Origin of the sequence: Pseudomonas sp. PDM04, assembly GCF_014851765.1 — a bacterium.
Classification (GTDB): Bacteria; Pseudomonadota; Gammaproteobacteria; order Pseudomonadales; family Pseudomonadaceae; genus Aquipseudomonas.
On the sequence record NZ_JACVAI010000002.1, the window covers coordinates 966,848 to 982,193 of the forward strand.

Sequence of the window (15,346 nt, forward strand, 5' to 3'; positions counted from 1 at the left end):
TGTGTTTCGCCATGTCCCAAGCTTAGGTCAGGGCAGTCAATGCGCAACAGGCTGGCGATACTGACAATCGGTGATTGCCCCACTGGCCTCTCCGATTTCATAATCGCCGTTCTTTCCGCTTCGCTTGAGGTGTTCGTCCGATGCGCAATTGATGCCGCCGTCCTTTTTGACGGTCCCGTCTTCATTTTTTCCCACGCCGTGGGGAAATGATCATTGGCATCCATTGAGAACACCCATGCCCCATTACTGCCTGACGCTGGACAGCGTTGCCTTTTCCCTGCCCGATGGCCGGGCCGTCTTCTCCGACCTTTGCATTGAATTCGATCAGCAAGCCACCGGCCTGGTAGGCCGCAACGGGGTCGGCAAGAGCCTGCTGGCACAGGTGCTGGCCGGTAAGCTCAAGCCCACCAGCGGCCGATGTTTGCGCGAAGGCTCTGTCCACTACCTGGCGCAGCAGATCGATCATCCGTCCGCCCTCAGCGTCGCCGGCCTGGCGGGTGTGGAACCGGTGCTGCAGGCACTGCAACGCATCGAAGCGGGCAGCATCGAGCCTGCGGACTTCGACCTCGTCGGTGATCGCTGGGATATCCGCCGGCGCCTGCAAGCCGAGCTGCAGGCCCATGGCCTTGGCCATCTCTCGCTGGAACAGCCCGTCCGTCATCTCAGTGGCGGCGAAGCCATGCGCGTGGCGCTGGTTGGTGCGTGGGTCGCCGACCCCGACCTGCTGATTCTCGATGAACCGACCAACCACCTCGATCATGCCAGTCGCCAGGCGTTCATGGCGCAATTGAGCCAATGGCCCAAAGGGTTGCTGGTGATCAGTCATGATCGGGCATTGCTGCGAAAGATGTCGCGCATCGTCGAACTGTCGACACTCGGCTTGCAGAGCTATGGCGGCAACTATGATTTTTATCGGCAGTGCAAGGCGCAGGAAAGTGAAAACGCCCTGCGGCAATTGCAACAGTGCAAGCACGAGCGCAAGCGTGGCGAGCGCGAGCTTGCCCAGCAGCGCGAACGACTGGAGCGTCGCCAGGCCCAGGGCAACCGAAACGCGCGCGAGGCCAATCAGGCGCCCATCCTGCTGGGCCGCCGCAAAGAGCAGAGCGAGCTCAGCCTGGGCAAATCCCGGGCCCAGGAGGCCGCCGCCCGCGAACAGATGAACCTGCGCGTGCGCCAGGCGGCGCAACAGGTCGAGCGCGACGCGGCCATTCGTTTGCATTCGCCCCGGGACCCCGCCTCAAATCGACGTCAGGTCGCCAGACTCGATGCGCTACGCCTGCCCTTCCGGCCCGCGGGCGTTGGTGCGATCAAGCTGACGATTGGCGGCGGACAGCGTATCGGCCTGGTCGGCGATAACGGCACTGGCAAATCCACCTTGCTGAAAGTTCTGGCCGGTCTGTTACCACCGCTGTCGGGCGCCTGTTCGGTGCAGGTGCCCTTCGCCTATCTGGATCAACAGTGCGCAACCCTGGACCCGCACAGATCGGTGCTCGAACAGATGCTCGACAGCAACCGCAGCCTCAGCGAAGGCGAATGGCGCACTCGCCTGGCGCACCTCGATCTGGACGCTGCAAAACTGCAACAACCCAGCGGCCTGCTCAGCGGTGGCGAACGCCTCAAGGCCGCCATGGCCTGTGTGCTGTACGCCGACGAACCGGCGCAATTGTTGCTGCTGGACGAACCCGGCAACCATCTGGACCTGGCTTCGCTGGACGCACTGGAAGCCATGCTCGGGCAATTCCAGGGCACGCTGATGATCGCTTCCCACGATGGTGACTTTCTCGAACGCTTGAAGCTCACCCATTACCTGCATCTACGCACCGACGGATGGGAATGGCAGCCCCTGTAGGTGCGGGCTTGCTCGCGAAAAACGCTCGGCCGATGCGGGCATCCGACAGCCCGCATCATCGTTGACGACCCTCGTCGGAACGCCGCCCGGAGCAGGTGCGCTCCCACCGGGAGCGACACCATCGTGTAATGTCCTGCCTGCGCCCCCCGTGCTGTCATGGTTGGGCGGGCAGTCGGACCTGTGACCCTACATGGCCGCGTCCCCAGGATGTCCCACGCTCCGAATGGAGCCATCGATTTGCGAGGCTAAAATGCTATTACCTCTGTCAACCTGGTCCGAGATCGAGCAATTTCTCGAACGCTCGCGCACCATCGTCATTCCCATCGGCTCGAATGAGCAGCACGGCCCGATCGGTTTGCTGGGCACCGACTGGATGTGCCCGGAGATCATCGCCCACCAGGCCCAGAGATCGGCGGATATTCTCATCGCCCCGACCTTCAATATCGGCATGGCCCAGCACCACCTCGGCTTCCCCGGGACCATTACCCTGCGCCCCTCGACCTTCATCGCCGCCATTGGCGACTGGACGCGCTCGCTGGTTGCCCACGGTTTCGAGAAAATCTTTTTCCTCAACGGCCATGGCGGCAACATTGCCTCGATCGAGGCCGCGTTCTCGGAGCTTTATGCCGAAGCCAGTTTCGCTCGCCGCCCGGCAGGGTTCTCGTTGAAGCTGTGTAACTGGTGGGACCTCGAAGGCGTTGCCGCGCTGGCCAACCAACAGTTCCCGACCGGCCACGGCATCCATGCCACCCCCTCCGAAATTGCCGTCACCCAGTGGGCCTACCCGGACTCGATCAAGTCGGCGCAGTACTCACCGCAGATTGCCAACTCCGGTCCGATCCGCGAAGCCCATGATTTCCGCGCACGCTTCCCCGATGGCCGGATGGGCTCGGACCCGGCCCAGGCGACGCCGGAAAAAGGCGGCCAACTGGTCATGCTGGCGGCACAAAGCCTGATTCGGGAACTGGATGCGTTCAGTCGTGAGCAACTTGCGCGCTAACGTCGACTGCACTGATCGGCGCCAGCTAACAAGCGCTAACACCGCATAACTGGTGATCCCGGCACTGAGGCATCACTCTTGAGCCTGACCACTGCACGCATGGCCACTGCGGCTTCCTGCCGTTGACCATGACCAGTTGAACCGATGGCTCAAGAGGGATCCGATCATGGCCAAACACTATTGCGGCAGCTGCCTGGACGGAGTCCACCGCCCGGGAAATGACGAACTGCGTGCATTGATGGCCGATGTCTTCGAAAATGACACGCCGGCATCCCTGCAACTGATCGCCACGGTGACGCCCTTGTTGCAGGCGTTTTTCGAGGGGCAGGTCCAGGCCGCCCGGGTCGGGCGCGACAGTGTCGAGCCCCTGGTTCAACAAGCGTTCATGGCGCTGCATCGACGCCGCGCCGACTACGATTCGAACACGCCCTTTCGCGCATGGCTGATTGAAAACGCCCGCGACACCCTGCTTGAGCACTTGCGCAGCCAGCGCGGCGAACAAGCCACCCCGCCTCTGGCCAGCCCACCTTCACTCGAACGTCATCCAGCCCCGCGGGCCATTTGAAGCCCCCCCGAATGCCATCCGCGCCTGCCAGGAAATGTCCATGATCCGCATCGAAAAGGTCCTCTACACCGGCCACACCCATACGACCGGGGGCCGTGAAGGGAGAGGACGCAGCCAGGACGGTCGTCTGGACCTCAAGCTGTCCGCGCCCGGAGCACCTGGCCAGGGCACGAATCCGGAACAGCTGTTTGCGGTTGGCTGGTCGGCCTGTTTTCTGGGGTCCTTGCGTCACGCTTGCAACGCTCGAAAAATACGCTTTCCGGTAAACGCCGCCGTCGATGCACAGATTGATCTGGTGCACGGTGAACAGGGGTTTTTCCTGCAAGCACGCCTGGCCGTCTCACTGCCTGACATAGCACCGGATATCGCCCGACAGCTTATCGATGCGGCCCACCAGAACTGCCCTTATTCCAAAGCCACCCGCAGCAACATCGACGTCGACATCGCCCTCGCCCTCGCCTGATCTTCCGCCGCGCCCCCCGCCCGCGCCATGCTCCGATCCGTCACGCCCGCCTGACGGTATTGGAGCACTTGAACGTTGAATCAAAACACCTATCATGCAGACTTGCGCGCGCCTTCTTTTGCAGCGAAAACACAGACCCTTTCAGAGAGCGTTCCTTGTGGAGTCCGTCCCAGACGATTTGCATGAATCCCTGAACCTGCAACTCGCCTTCGGGCCCTTCTGCGTCACACCGGGCAAGCGCCTGCTCACCAAAAACGGCAGCGCGGTGGACATTGGCGGGCGGGCCCTGGACTTGCTGATTGCGCTGCTCGAGCGCCCCGGTCGAGTGCTGTCCAAGCACGAGCTGATCAAACAGGTCTGGCCCAACATCGTGGTCTCCGAAGGCAGCCTGCGTTTTCACATGACCGGCTTGCGCAAGATCCTCGGCGATGGAGAAGACGGGGCGCGCTACATCTCCACGCAGGTAGGCGTCGGCTACGCCTTCGTCGCCCCTATCGAACGCCTGCAGTCCGATCCGCGCCTGACCACCCGCCCGGTTCTCCCGCACCGGGAACCAGGCAAGCGCCCGGTCAGTGGCGTCGGTGACCTGCCGGTGCGGGCCCGACTGGTCGGTCGCGACGAGGACGCGCAAATGCTCGTCGATCGTCTGCAGGAACCCAAGCTTTTCACCGTCGTCGGCCCCGGCGGGGTCGGCAAGACCAGCCTGGCGATCGAGGTCGGCCACCGGATCTGTGCCGGGCACGATGAACGCGTGCGCTTCATCGACCTCGCCCAGGTCGAAGACGCCACCCTGGTGACCTCGTCGCTGGCCGCTGCGCTGGGTATTTCCGTGCAGGCCGAAGATCCGCTGCACGTGCTGCTGGCGCATCTGCGGGAACGCAAGCGGGTATTGATCATCGACAACTGCGAGCACCTCATCGATGCCGTTTCGGCACTCGTCGAGCGGATCCGGGAGGCGGCGCCCGACGTCGCGCTGCTGGCCACCAGCCGCGAACCCCTGCGTGCCTTGGGCGAACATGTGCATTGGCTCAGTCCGCTGGGCTTTCCCGGTGAGTCACAGACGCTGGACGCCGACGAGTTGCTGGCGTTCCCGGCGGTGAAGCTGTTCGTCGAACGCGCCTCGTCGGGCAATGCGTCACTGCTGCTGGAACCCGGCGATGCGCAGCGGGTTGCCGACATGTGTCGACGTCTCGAGGGCATGGCGCTGCCAATCGAACTGGCGGCCATGCGTGTCGCCACGCACGGGGTACAAGCCACCCACGCACTGCTTGGAGAGCGGTTTTCCCTGGGCTGGTCAGGGCGGCGAACGGCGTTGCCACGCCACCAGACACTGCGCGCGATGCTCGACTGGAGCTACGCCCTGCTGTGCGCCAGCGAGCACCTCGTGTTTGATCGGCTGGCGATTTTCGTCGGGCCGTTTTCGCTTGAAGCCGCCTCACAGATTCTCGCTGACGGACACATCGACTCGGTCAGCGCCGCCGCAGCGCTGGATGAATTGGCGGCAAAGGGGCTGGTCGCCGTCGATCACAGCGACGCCATGGCGACCTATCGCCTGCTGGAGATGACCCGCGCCTATGCCCGGGAAAAACTCGCCGAACGCGGCGAGGCCGAGGCACATGCCCTGGCCTTCCGGCACGCCGCTTATTTCACCGGGCTGCTCGATCATCTGGGCACGACGCCCAGGGAGATTTATGAGCGCTGTTCGCGCCTCGCCAGCCAGCTGGGCAATATCAGGAGTGCGCTGGAGTGGAGTTTCGGCCCCCAGGGCGATCCGGGACTCGCGCTGCCATTGGCCGCAGCCAGTGCTCCCCTGTTCCTGCATTTCTCATTGATGGTCGAATGCCGGGCCTGGTGTTCCCGGGCAACCGAACTGCTGGAGCTGGGTTACTTCGGCACGCCGACTGAAATGGAATTGCAGGCCGCCCTGGGGTTGGTGCTGATGTTCACCCGTGGCAACAGCGAAGCCGCGCAAACAGCATTGCTGAGGGCGCTGGACATTGCCCAGGCACTTGGCGATCACTGGTCGCAACTGCGGGTGCTCGGGCGACTGCAGATATTTTCCGAACGCATTGGCGACTTCCCCTCGTCGCTGACCTGGGCCGAGAAAGCCGTGGACGTGAGCAACGAGATCGGCAAGCCCGAGGCCATCGCCGTGGCCGCCTCGTTGGCCGGCATTTGCCACCACCTGCTCGGCAATCAGCGTCTCGCTCGCCAGGAGCTGGAAAGATCTCTGCGCCACAGCTTGCCGTCCGAACGCAGCAGCACCGTTCATTACGGTTTCGACCATCGTAACCGCACCGGCCTGGCGCTGGCGCGCACGCTGTGGCTGCTGGGCTTTCCCGATCAGGCCCGGCAGTGGGCCGAGCAGGTCGAGGCCGAGGCTGCCGCACTGGATCACTCGGTGACCTATTGCATCGCCCTGGTCTGGACACTGTGCATCTACATCTGGACCGGCGATCTGGACAAGGCCGCGGCGAGTCTCGACACGTTCAGCAAAATTGCCGAGGCGAATGCCCTGGCGCCCTATGTCGCGGCAACCCTGGGCGTGCAAGGGGCCATTGCGATCCGCGCCGGGCAGCCAGGCAACGCGGTGGCCTTGCTCGAGGAAAGCCTGGCGCGCCTCCAGGGCATGCGTTACGAACTGCTGACCACCTCCTTCGAAATGTCACTGATCGAAGGCCTGGTGTTGAACGGCCAGCACGAAAAAGCGCTTGGGCAGGCCGAGCGCACCATCCACCATTGCCGCCAGAGTGGCGACGCTTATGCGCTCCCCGAACTGCTGCGCATCAAGGCGAACATTCTCAGGACCCTGGAGCCTGCCAACCCCGTCGTGAGCGAGAACATGCTCATGGAGTCGATCACGCTGAGCCGCCAGCAGGGCGCCCGATCCTGGGAACTGAGAACCTCGATGGACCTCGCTCGTCTGTGGCTGGAACAGGAAAAAACCGCGCAGGCCAGGGAGCTGCTGAGCGCCTGTCGCGAGCAGATGTGCGAGGGCCATGACAGCCTCGACAGGCGGCAGCTGGAAATACTCTGGCACAGCGTGCCGAAGTGATCGGCACGCCGACTCAATCGGCCTGAGGCGAAAGCTGCGCGACCTTTTTCACCAGGTCGGCCAGGGAGCGCGCCTTCATCTTGCGCATGACCTTGCCGCGATGGGCCTTGACCGTGATTTCGCTGATGCCCAGGTCCGAGGCGATGACCTTGTTCATGCACCCCGCCACGACCATGCCCAGGACCTCCTGCTCACGGGGGGTCAAGGTCGCGTGGGCCTCGCGCAAGACACGCAGGTCGCCCTCCCGGTCCAGTGCGACACGACTGCTCTGCAAGGCATCGGCGATGGCGGTGAGCAGGACTTCATCGTCGAACGGCTTGGTCAGGAACTCCACCGCCCCGGCCTTCATGGCCCGTACCGAGCGCGGCACATCGCCGTAACCGGTGATGAAGATGATCGGTATTCTCGGGCGGTCACCGGCGATCGCGTTCTGCAGGTCCAGCCCGTTGAAATCCGGCAGGTTGATATCGAGCACCAGGCAACTGGGCACCGGTGGTCGGGGGTGGGCGAGGAAAGCCTGTGCGGAGTCGAACAATTGCGCTCGCCACTGGGCGTGGCCGATCAGCAGTTCCAGCGACTCGCGCACGGAAACATCGTCGTCGACCACGAACACGATGGGCGTGCCTTGCGTCGCGGTGCTGGCCTGATCCGGGGCTGACAGGTTATTGGCATTCAACAGAGCAGTCTCCTCGTGGATTTGATCAGCGCTCAACTGACCGGCAACGCGGCGCTAAGGGCCTTGAGCAGTTCCGCCTCGCTGAACGGCTTCAGCAGGCAGTCCACCGCGCCCTGGCTCATCAGGAACGGGCGCTGCCCGGCATCGCCCAGCGCGGTGATGAAGATGATCGGGATCGTGTAACGCTGCGAGGCGAGCACCTTTTGCAACTCCGGACCGGACATGCCAGGCATGGCGACGTCCAGGATCAGGCACCGTGTCAGTTCAAGATACTCGGACGCCAGAAAGGCCTGTGCCGACGAAAAGGCCTGCACCGCAAAACCGAATTCCCTGAGCAGATCGGGCAACGCCTCGCGTACGGACTCGTCGTCGTCAACCACTGCTATGAGCAAAGGCTTGTCCATCAAAAACCCTCTCTGGTGTGATCACGGTCGCTTCCCGCGTCCGGCCTTGGGGTGTCGTTCATGCCGACGGCCTGTTCATGTCCCGGACGAAACGGGATCGAAAAACGAAAGGTCGCGCCGGGGCCGATCTCGTTGGCACGAGCCCACAGGCGACCGTCATGCCTATCGATGATCGAATGGCTGACCGACAACCCGATGCCCATGCCTGAGCGCTTGGTCGTATAGAACGCGTTGAACAGGCGCTCGGCGTCCTGTGGATCGAAACCGGCCCCGTTATCCCTCACTTCGAGAAAAACCTGATGGCCCTGTTGGCCGGTACTGACTTGCAGGTGCCGTGATCGGTCGGTGTTCGTATTCATCGCCTCGTTGGCATTGAGGATCAGGTTGAGGATGACCTGCTGCAACTGCACGCGATCGCCCCTGACCGTCGGCAGCCCGTCAGCGAATACAGGGTTGAGGATCACCCTGCCGCGCTGCAATTCGCCGAGCAACAGCGCAATCACCTCGCGCGCCGCTTCATTGAGGTCGACATCTTCCAGCGTGATGCTGTTCTTGGAGAACAACACCCGCAGGCGCTTGATGACATCGGCGGCACGGTTGCCGTCGCGAATGGTCCGCCGCGCCGTTTCCAGGGCACCCTCGACGTTCGGCGGGCTGGCACCGAGCATGCGCAGGCAAGTGCTGGCATTGGTGATGATACCGGCCAGGGGCTGATTGACCTCGTGGGCGATGGAAGCGGTCAATGCCCCCAGGCTCGCGACCCGCGCCAGGTGCGTCAGCTCCGAGCGAACCTCGCCGAGCGCGGTTTCGGAAAGACGTCGCTGGGTCACGTCCTGCAAGGCGGCGATGTACTCCAGGCCGCCGTCCTCATCCGGTATCGCGTGGGCCACCAGGTGCACATGCTTGATCGTGCCGTCCGGCAGTAGCAGGCGGTGTTCGTGCTCGAAGTCGCGACCTTTCTTGCGCTGGCTGCGGATCATCTCCTTGTAACTGGAGAGATCGTCCGGATGGATGCGGGTGTACAGCAGGTCGAACGTGGGCCTCACGCCGGGGTCCAGGTCGAGTATCCGATAGACTTCCTCGGACCAGGTGATGCCGTCCGAACCCACACGCCACGAAAACGTCCCGGTGGAGCTCAGCCGTTGGGCCTTGGCCAGGAACGCCTCGCTCTGGCGCAGCGCCGCCTCGCCGTGCGCCCGGTCGATGGCGATGCTGGCGAGGTGGGTGAACTGGGCAATCAGGTTTTGCTGCAAGGCATTGGGTACGCCCGGCTCGCGAAACAGCACGCAAAGGACGCCGGTCACATGGCCGTTGATGGAGGTCACGGGGGTTGACCAACTGGCCCGCAGGCCATGGGCCAATGCGCTGGCGCGCCAACGCGGCCAGCGCTGCTCACGGGTCAGGTCCTGGCAAATCACCTGTTCGTTGCGAATCGCCACCAGGGCGTTGGGACATCCGGCCGCGTCCACGGGGTGACCGTCGGGAGCGGGTATCAGGTCGGGCGGCAGATTCGGCGCTGCACCCGGCAGCAGGCGGGGCACGGCTTTGGGCACCCGATAGGAACCATTGGGGTCGACCTGCACGATGCTGCACACGCCGCCGTCGAAGCTCGCTTCAACCAGCCCGCACAGGGCTTCGAGTATGAGCCTGAGCGGGGTGCCACCGGCGATCAGTCCCAGCAGGTGTTTTTCTCCCCCCAGCAGCATCTCGGCACGCTTGCGATCTTCGATATCGGTGTTTTCCCCGTACCAGCGCACCACCCGCCCCCACTCGTCGTGCTGCGGTACCGCACGGACCAGGAACCAGCGGAAGACGCCATCGAAGCGGCGCAGGCGGGCCTCGAACTCTCCGGGCTGACCCGACGCCAGCACCCGCCGATAGGACGCCAGCACGTCGTGGTCATCCGGATGAATAGAGGCCATCCAGCCATCGCCGCAGGCCTCCTGCAGGGCGATGCCGGTGTAGTCGCACCAACGCTGGTTGAGAAAACTGACCTGCCCATCCGGCGCGGCACTCCAGACAAAACCGGGAACGGCGTTGATCAGGCTGCGAAAACGCGCTTCCGAGGCACTGATCTCGACCAGCGCCTGGGCGATCAATGCCTTGTCGCGTTTGTGTTCGTCGATGTCGACCGTGATCACCCACCAGCGGGCGATGCGACCACTGTCGTCGCGCATCGGAATGCCATTGGCAGCGAACCAGTGATAGGCACCGTCCGCACGGCGGATCCGCTGCTCCTCGTGAAACGGCTCGCCGGTTGTCACCGAATGCGTCCAGCTTTGCATGACCCGGGGCTTGTCGTCGGGGTGGATGATGTCACTGGTGGTCCAGCCCCTCAGCTCCTCGAGTGTGGTGCCCATGTATTGGAGGTTGTGATTGTTCACGTACTCCAGCTCTCCGTCGGGCGTCATCAGCGAAACCAGCGCGGGAATGCTGTCGATGAGCGTGCGCAGGTCGGGTTCGAGCGCAGGTGTGGCCGGGGTAGCGAGGCAGTGATCCTCGATGTCGGTGCACAGTCCACACCACTTGCCGCCCGCAGCGCCCGTCAGTGGGCTCACACGCAGGACGAAGCGACGATAGACGCCATCGGCGCGGCGCAAGCGCGCGCAGATGTCGCGGGGCTCGCCACTGGCGAGGATGGCGTGCCAGCGCTCTGACACCTGGGGACGGTCGTCGGGATGGAGGAATGACTGCCAGCCCGCGTCCATGGCCTCTTCGCGGGCACGCCCGGTGTAGCGGCACCAGTACTGGTTCACGTAGTCGACACGACCATCGGCGAGTGCGGTCCACGCCACACCCGGCAGCACATCGATGACGTGGTCGAGCTCGTTGTCCATACCGATCCTGTGTGTGCGGTCGCCATTTCGCGAGGATGCCCCCGCCGGCCATACGCCGCCTATCATACCTTGGTGTCGCATGCCGGCATCAGTGTAGCGGCGGGTGCGCACGTCGCCGGGACCGTCAGGGCAAGGCCCACTAACACCTTCGTGCAATTGAGACCGCGACGGACGATTTGGTGAGATGAAATTTCATCGAACATCCAAAAAGGAAATCGCCATGCCTGCTCCGACCGCCCCCGAGAATGTGCTCTACACCGCCAACGTCCATACCACCGGTGGCCGCGACGGTCACGCCCGCAGCCATGACGGACGTCTTGACATCTCGCTCTCCAGCCCAGGCTCTTCAGGGGCCGGCACCAACCCGGAGCAACTGTTCGCCGCCGGTTGGTCCGCCTGCTTCGAAGGCGCACTGCGCCTGGCCGCACGGCGCATGAGCATCAACCTGCCGCAGCCCGTCGCCATCGATGCACAAGTGGACCTGTGCTCGGCCGAGGGCAGTTACTTCCTGCAGGCGCGCCTGAATGTCAGCGTGCCGGGTGTGGATCGCGAATCCGCCCAGGCCCTGGTCGATGCCGCCCATGAAACCTGCCCGTATTCGAAGCTGTCGCGCAACAACATTGCCGTGCAGATCACCCTCGCCTGAGTGGCTGCAACCCATCCGAACCGGGCGGCCCGCGCCTGATCGCCCGGTACCGCCCCATGACCGTAGGGACCTGATGATGACCAAGCTGACAACCGCCGCCGGAGCCCCGGTGGTCGACAACAACAATTCACAAACGGCGGGCCCCAGGGGCCCGGTGTTACTGCAGGACGTGTGGCTGCTGGAAAAGCTCGCGCATTTTGACCGCGAAGTGATTCCAGAGCGACGCATGCATGCCAAGGGCTCGGGGGCCCACGGCACCTTCACCGTGACCCAAGACATCACCCGTTACACCAAGGCCAGACTGTTTTCCCACGTCGGCAAGACCACCGATATCTTTGTCCGGTTCTCGACCGTGGCGGGCGAACGTGGCGCCGCCGACGCCGAACGTGACATTCGCGGGTTTGCCATCAAGTTCTACACCGAGCAAGGCAACTGGGACCTGGTGGGCAACAACACGCCAGTGTTCTTCCTGCGCGACCCGCTGAAGTTTCCCGACCTCAATCACGCGGTCAAGCGCGACCCACGCACCAACCTGCGCAGCGCCAACAACAACTGGGACTTCTGGACCTTGCTGCCCGAAGCCCTGCATCAGGTCACCATCGTCATGAGTGACCGTGGCCTGCCGCAGTCCTATCGGCACATGCACGGCTTCGGCAGCCATACGTTCAGTTTCATCAGCCCGGACAACCAACGCTCGTGGGTCAAGTTCACCTGGAAAACCGAACAGGGCATCGCCAACCTCAGCGACGCCGAGGCCGGCGCCGTGATCGCTTGCGACCGGGAAAGCGCGCAACGGGACCTGTATGAAAGCATCGAGCAGGGAAATTTCCCACGCTGGAAACTGTTCGTGCAGGTGATGCCAGAGACGGACGCCGCCACGTACCCGATCAACCCGTTCGACCTGACGAAAGTCTGGCCCCATGCCGACTACCCGTTGATCGAAGTGGGCGTGCTGGAGCTCAACCGCAACCCCGACAACTACTTCGCCGACGTTGAGCAAGCGGCGTTCAATCCGGCCAACGTAGTGCCCGGCATCAGCTTCTCTCCGGACAAGATGTTGCAGGCGCGGCTGTTTTCCTATGGCGATGCCCAGCGCTATCGCGTCGGGGTCAACCATCACCAGATTCCGGTGAACGCGGCCCGCTGCCCGGTGCACAGCTACCATCGCGACGGGCAGATGCGCATCAATGCCAATGCCGGCAGTACCCTCGGGTACGAACCCAACAGTTACCAGGAATGGGTGGAACAACCGGACTTCCGTGAGCCGCCACTGGCCTTGCAGGGCAGCGCCGATCACTGGAATCACCGCGAAGACGACGACTATTTTTCCCAGCCGGGGGCGTTGTTCCGGTTGATGGACGCGGCGCAGAAACAGGTGCTGTTCGACAACACCGCACGCTCGATCCAGGGCGCCTCGGCACAGGTCAAGCAGCGCCATATCGACAACTGCACGGCGGCCGATCCGGAATATGGATCGGGTGTCGCGCGGGCCATCGAAGCGTTGGGCTGATACCAGACCGGTGCAACGAGCCTGCTCACGATGAAGACACTGCAGACACTTCACGGTGACTGTCGGATTGCATTCGCGAGCAGGCTCGCTCCCACAGTGGTTTTCGGGGCAAACACGGCGCTGCATCCGCCTTGACCTGTGTGGGTGCGTCAGTCGCGCGCCATGAACTCCCGGGGCGACTCGCCCATCAGGCGCCGGAACATGGCGCTGAAGGCGCTCTGGCTGCCATAGCCCAGGTCTCGGGCGATGCGGCTGATGGCGTGTCCCTTGTCGAGCCGGTCAATCGCCGTCGCCAGACGGACTTGCTGGACCCAATGACGAAAATTCAAGCCGGTCTCGTTTTGAAAAAGCCGGATCAGCGTGCGTGAACTGGCACCGACCCGGTCCGCCCAGTAATCCACCGAATGGGCTTGTTCGGGGTTCTCCAGGATGGCGCTGCAGACCGTGAGCAGCCGGCGATCCCGGGGCCATGGAATCTGCAGGGGCAGGGTTCGTGCGACGTCGAGTTCGCTGAGGATCAGGGCCACGACGTGAGCATTGCGCCCCTCCGACGGGTACTCGATCGACTGATCCGCCAGGGCCAGGATCAATTCACGCAGCAAGGGCGAGATTTCCACCACCTTGCAGCGATCACCGAAACGCTGCGCGGCCTCGGGTTCGATGTAGACCGAGCGCATCTTCACCGGGCTGAGCATGAGCTGGTCATGGACGATTTGCGCTGGAATCCACAACGCCCGTTTCGGCGGCAATACCCACAGCCCGGTCGGCGTCGCCACCCGCATCACCCCGCTCGACGCATACAGCAACTGCCCGTGCCGATGGGTATGCGGTTCGTTGTACTCGCCAGTGTGCTGATCGCGCACCAGCACGGTCATCAGGCGCGGCACGTTCTGGTAATCCAGGTAATTTTCGCTGCGCGGTGCCCGTGTTTCACCGTCGACAACGCGTCGTTCTGCTCGCTTCACTGGCGGGGCCTCCCGATGTCACTTTTGCGACAACACATGGCATATACCATTGATCTGCCGTTGTTAGCCTTGTTCCTGTTATTCCTGACGAGGCCGCACACATGGCACATTCCCCTGATTCTCCAGGCAACACACACAGCATGGCCGCGGTGATCGGCCTGCTGGTGCTGTCCCTCGCATTGCGCCCAGCGATCATATCGGTGGGACCGATTCTGCTGCTGATCCAGCAACACTTCCAGTTGAGCTACACCCAGGCCGCGCTGCTGACCTCCATTCCCGATGTCTGCATGGGACTCTTCGCCCTGATGGTGCCGGGGCTGGCCCGGCGCTTCGGCATCGACCGTTGCGTGGTGGTCGCGTTGTTGCTGCTGGGCATCGCCACCCTGTTGCGGGCGCTGTCACCCAATGCGGTTTTCCTGCTGGGCAGTACCTTCGTTGCCAGCGTCGGCATCGCCATCGCCGGCGCGATGACCGGAGGCTGGATCAAGACCCATTTCCCCCACCGGGCCGCGTTGTTCATGGGCATCTATGCCGCCGGACTGAGCGTCGGCGCCACGCTTGCCGCGGTCTTCAGTGCACCGATTGCCGAGCTGGCGCAGAGCTGGCGTGTCAGTGCCGGGTTCTGGAGCGTGCCGTGCCTGACCGCCGTGGCCAGCTGGATGTGGATGACCAGGACCTTCGCCACGCCCTCGCCGCTCTCGCCCTCACGCCCCCGTCCGGCGGCCCGCCTGCCATGGCGCCACCCGCAAGCCTGGTGGGTGGCGTTGAACTTCGGCGCCGGTCAATTCGTGGTCTACGCACTCTTCGCCTGGATGGCACCGGCCTCGACAGAAGCGGCCGTGTCGACATGGTCCCCTGGCACCTTGCTCGGGGTTTTCACCGCCGTGTTCGCCGTAGCCAGTGTCTGTGCCGGCATGCTTCCCGGCAAGGCGCATGATCGCCGAGGCCTGCTGGGGCTCTCGACATTGCTGGCGACACTGGGCGTCGCCGGGATGGCCTTCTTCCCCACAGGGCTGCCGATTCTTTACGTCGTCCTGGCAGCCATCGGCCTGGGCATGGGCTTTACCGTCGCCATGACCTTGCCGCTGGATAACGCCGCCAACGCGGAACAGGCCGGCTTGTGGACCGTGTTCATGTTGTTCGTTGGCTACCTGGTCGCAGCGCTTGGCCCGCTGCTGTTCGGTGCCTTGCGTGACTACAGCGGCCACTTCGGCCCGGCCTACACGCTGTTGTTTGGCGTATTGATCCTGATGCTGTGCATCACCCCGCTGCTCAAGCCAGCGGTCGAGCACACGCCTCAGGTCGCTGCGGCCTGAAACCTCTGACACCGCTGTGGGCAGGCAGCGAACCGGCCCACAGCGGCTGAACACGAGGAC

General features: G+C 63.6%; 12 protein-coding genes. 8 read left to right on the top strand and 4 right to left on the bottom strand.

The genetic code is table 11. The features are described from left to right. The first annotated feature begins 235 nt into the window (after positions 1-235). The 5 genes from IB249_RS11405 to IB249_RS11425 all read left to right on the top strand — a co-directional run bounded on the left by IB249_RS11405 (position 236) and on the right by IB249_RS11425 (position 6,932). Positions 236-1,849, top strand: a complete 1,614-nt coding sequence (locus IB249_RS11405) for an ABC-F family ATP-binding cassette domain-containing protein (protein WP_192304587.1) — start codon at positions 236-238, stop codon at positions 1,847-1,849. A 250-nt stretch (positions 1,850-2,099) separates the two neighbouring features. Beyond that, a complete protein-coding gene (locus IB249_RS11410; protein WP_192304589.1) occupies positions 2,100-2,849 on the top strand; it encodes a creatininase family protein in 750 nt (249 codons plus the stop codon). 166 nt (positions 2,850-3,015) lie between these two features. Beyond that, the gene (locus IB249_RS11415) at positions 3,016-3,414 is read left to right on the top strand and encodes a sigma factor (RefSeq protein WP_192304591.1); all 399 of its coding nucleotides are present in this window, start codon (positions 3,016-3,018) and stop codon (positions 3,412-3,414) included. 40 nt (positions 3,415-3,454) lie between these two features. Further along, positions 3,455-3,877, top strand: coding sequence for an organic hydroperoxide resistance protein (locus IB249_RS11420; protein ID WP_192304593.1), 423 nt, complete (start codon positions 3,455-3,457; stop codon positions 3,875-3,877). Positions 3,878-4,034: 157 nt separating this feature from the next. Further along, positions 4,035-6,932 (top strand): ATP-binding protein, encoded by a 2,898-nt coding sequence (locus tag IB249_RS11425; protein ID WP_192304595.1) that lies wholly within the window; start codon positions 4,035-4,037, stop codon positions 6,930-6,932. Positions 6,933-6,945: 13 nt separating this feature from the next. Here the strand turns inward: IB249_RS11425 and IB249_RS11430 are convergent, their stop codons facing one another. From IB249_RS11430 to IB249_RS11440, 3 genes are read right to left on the bottom strand one after another with little or no spacing between them, the layout of a single operon-like run. Beyond that, entirely contained in the window at positions 6,946-7,608 is a 663-nt protein-coding gene (locus IB249_RS11430) for a response regulator transcription factor (RefSeq protein ID WP_192304597.1), read from the bottom strand. Positions 7,609-7,640: 32 nt separating this feature from the next. Beyond that, positions 7,641-8,012, bottom strand: a complete 372-nt coding sequence (locus tag IB249_RS11435; RefSeq protein ID WP_192304599.1) for a response regulator — start codon at positions 8,010-8,012, stop codon at positions 7,641-7,643. Continuing rightward, positions 8,012-10,849 (bottom strand): PAS domain-containing protein, encoded by a 2,838-nt coding sequence (locus IB249_RS11440; protein WP_225606900.1) that lies wholly within the window; start codon positions 10,847-10,849, stop codon positions 8,012-8,014. The genes IB249_RS11435 and IB249_RS11440 overlap by 1 nt, the downstream gene beginning before the upstream one ends. A gap of 220 nt (positions 10,850-11,069) precedes the next feature. On the opposite strand from IB249_RS11440, the gene IB249_RS11445 reads away from it, so the two are divergent. Both IB249_RS11445 and IB249_RS11450 read left to right on the top strand, forming a co-directional pair. Continuing rightward, positions 11,070-11,495 carry an organic hydroperoxide resistance protein gene (locus tag IB249_RS11445; protein ID WP_192304602.1) on the top strand — a complete coding sequence of 142 codons (426 nt, stop codon included), beginning with the start codon at positions 11,070-11,072 and terminating at the stop codon, positions 11,493-11,495. Between the two features lie 76 nt (positions 11,496-11,571). Continuing rightward, positions 11,572-13,005 carry a catalase gene (locus IB249_RS11450; protein WP_192304604.1) on the top strand — a complete coding sequence of 478 codons (1,434 nt, stop codon included), beginning with the start codon at positions 11,572-11,574 and terminating at the stop codon, positions 13,003-13,005. Between the two features lie 149 nt (positions 13,006-13,154). On the opposite strand, the gene IB249_RS11455 is transcribed toward IB249_RS11450, so the two are convergent. Next, on the bottom strand, positions 13,155-13,880 hold the full coding sequence (locus tag IB249_RS11455) for an AraC family transcriptional regulator (RefSeq protein ID WP_192304883.1): 726 nt from the start codon (positions 13,878-13,880) through the stop codon (positions 13,155-13,157). Positions 13,881-14,071: 191 nt separating this feature from the next. On the opposite strand from IB249_RS11455, the gene IB249_RS11460 reads away from it, so the two are divergent. After that, positions 14,072-15,286: a CynX/NimT family MFS transporter gene (locus IB249_RS11460; protein WP_192304606.1), complete on the top strand. Its 1,215-nt coding sequence runs from the start codon at positions 14,072-14,074 to the stop codon at positions 15,284-15,286. The last annotated feature ends 60 nt before the right edge of the window (positions 15,287-15,346 follow it).